Origin of the sequence: Methylobacterium sp. WL103, from assembly GCF_008039885.1 — a bacterium.
GTDB lineage: Bacteria > Pseudomonadota > Alphaproteobacteria > Rhizobiales > Beijerinckiaceae > Methylobacterium > Methylobacterium cerastii.
Genome location: NZ_VRUX01000822.1, coordinates 1 through 1,487, shown reverse-complemented (window position 1 = coordinate 1,487; position 1,487 = coordinate 1). Strand labels below are relative to the sequence as shown.

Genomic DNA, 1,487 nt, shown 5'->3' with positions numbered 1-1,487 from the left:
CTTCCTGCGCCGGGCCGCAGACGCGCGGGCCCGGGGGGCGCAGAGCGAGGCGCGCGAGACCGCCCGCGCGAGTAGAGCCGCCTCCCCCGCCTGATCACAAGATAGCTTCGGCTAAGTTCCTTGCCCCGGCGTGCAAGGTGTGCAGCAGCCTCGAAGCTGTGCTGTGGCCTTGAACCTTTGCCGTGGCCTTGCGGGTGGCCGGTCGACTAGAGCCGCCGGGTCGTTTCCCCGGACCCGTCATGAGCCGCACCCAGAAAGCCGCCCTCGCCAGCGCCGTCGTCGGCCTCGCGGTCACGGGGCTGAAATTCCTCGCCTACTGGCTCACCGGCAGCCTCGCGCTGTACTCGGACGCGCTCGAGAGCATCATCAACGTGGTGGCGGCGCTGAGCGCGTTCGTCGCCCTGCGGGTGGCCGGGCTGCCGGCCGACGAAGACCACCCCTACGGCCACCACAAGGCGGAGTTCTTCTCGGCGGTGATCGAGGGATCGCTGATCATCGTCGCGTCTCTGCTGATCCTGCGCGAGGCGTATTATGGCATCCTGGCGCCCAGGCCCGTCGACGCCCCCGCCATCGGCCTCGCCATCAACGCCGTCGCCACGGCGATCAACGCGGTGTGGGCGTGGGCGCTGCTGCGCTGGGGCAAGGCCTGGCGCTCGCCGGCCCTGGTCGCAGACGGCCGCCACGTGCTCGCCGACGTGTTCACCTCGGGCGGCGTGCTCGTCGGCGTGGTCCTGGTGCTGGTGACCGGCATCCCGGTGCTCGATCCGGTGGTCGCGGGGCTCGTCGCCCTGAACATTCTCTGGTCCGGCTGGAAGATGGTCCGCGAATCCGTCGACGGCCTGATGGACCGGGCCGCGCCCGGCGACATGGTCGGGCAGATCCGCTCGCTGATCTCGCTCCACGGCGAGGGCGCGCTGGAGGCGCACGACGTCCGCACCCGCTACGCCGGTCAGGCGACCTTCATCGACTTCCACCTCGTCGTGCCCGGCGAGATGAGCGTGCGCGAGGCGCACGAGATCTGCGACCGGCTCGAGGACGCGCTGGAGACCACGATCCCCGGCGCCGTGGTGGTGATCCACGTGGAGCCGGCCGAGCACGCGAAGTTCCGCGGCGTGCCGGTGCTCTGAGACCGCGTCTCGAGACCAGGAATCCATGAGGTCCGGCGGATGACCGCCCCGCCGTCGCGGGGCGCGTCGGACCCACCGCATTCCGAGGCGACGCCTGCCGGCCGGAGCGTCTGCGCATTCTGCCACGCCTCCGGATCAATGCAACTTATGGTGGGATAGGACCCAGGGGTTTCAAAGTTCGTTAACCAGGTTCTCAGATTGTACCGGGTGCCACGATACGTTCACAGGTTGTTATCGAACGGAACGTGGCCGAGCATGGTGCGGCTGAAGGCCTATGATGGTGTGTGCTTCTCCTGTCGATCGCAATGCCGGCCGGCGCGGCCGGCGGGCGGCCCGCCTCGCGGTGTCGCTCGCCTGCGC

Annotated in this window: 1 protein-coding gene; it reads left to right on the top strand. The window is 69.6% G+C overall.

What is annotated here, in order from left to right; translation table 11 throughout:
- The first annotated feature begins 239 nt into the window (after positions 1-239).
- Positions 240-1,127: a cation diffusion facilitator family transporter gene (locus FV222_RS25805; RefSeq protein WP_147754572.1), complete on the top strand. Its 888-nt coding sequence runs from the start codon at positions 240-242 to the stop codon at positions 1,125-1,127.
- The last annotated feature ends 360 nt before the right edge of the window (positions 1,128-1,487 follow it).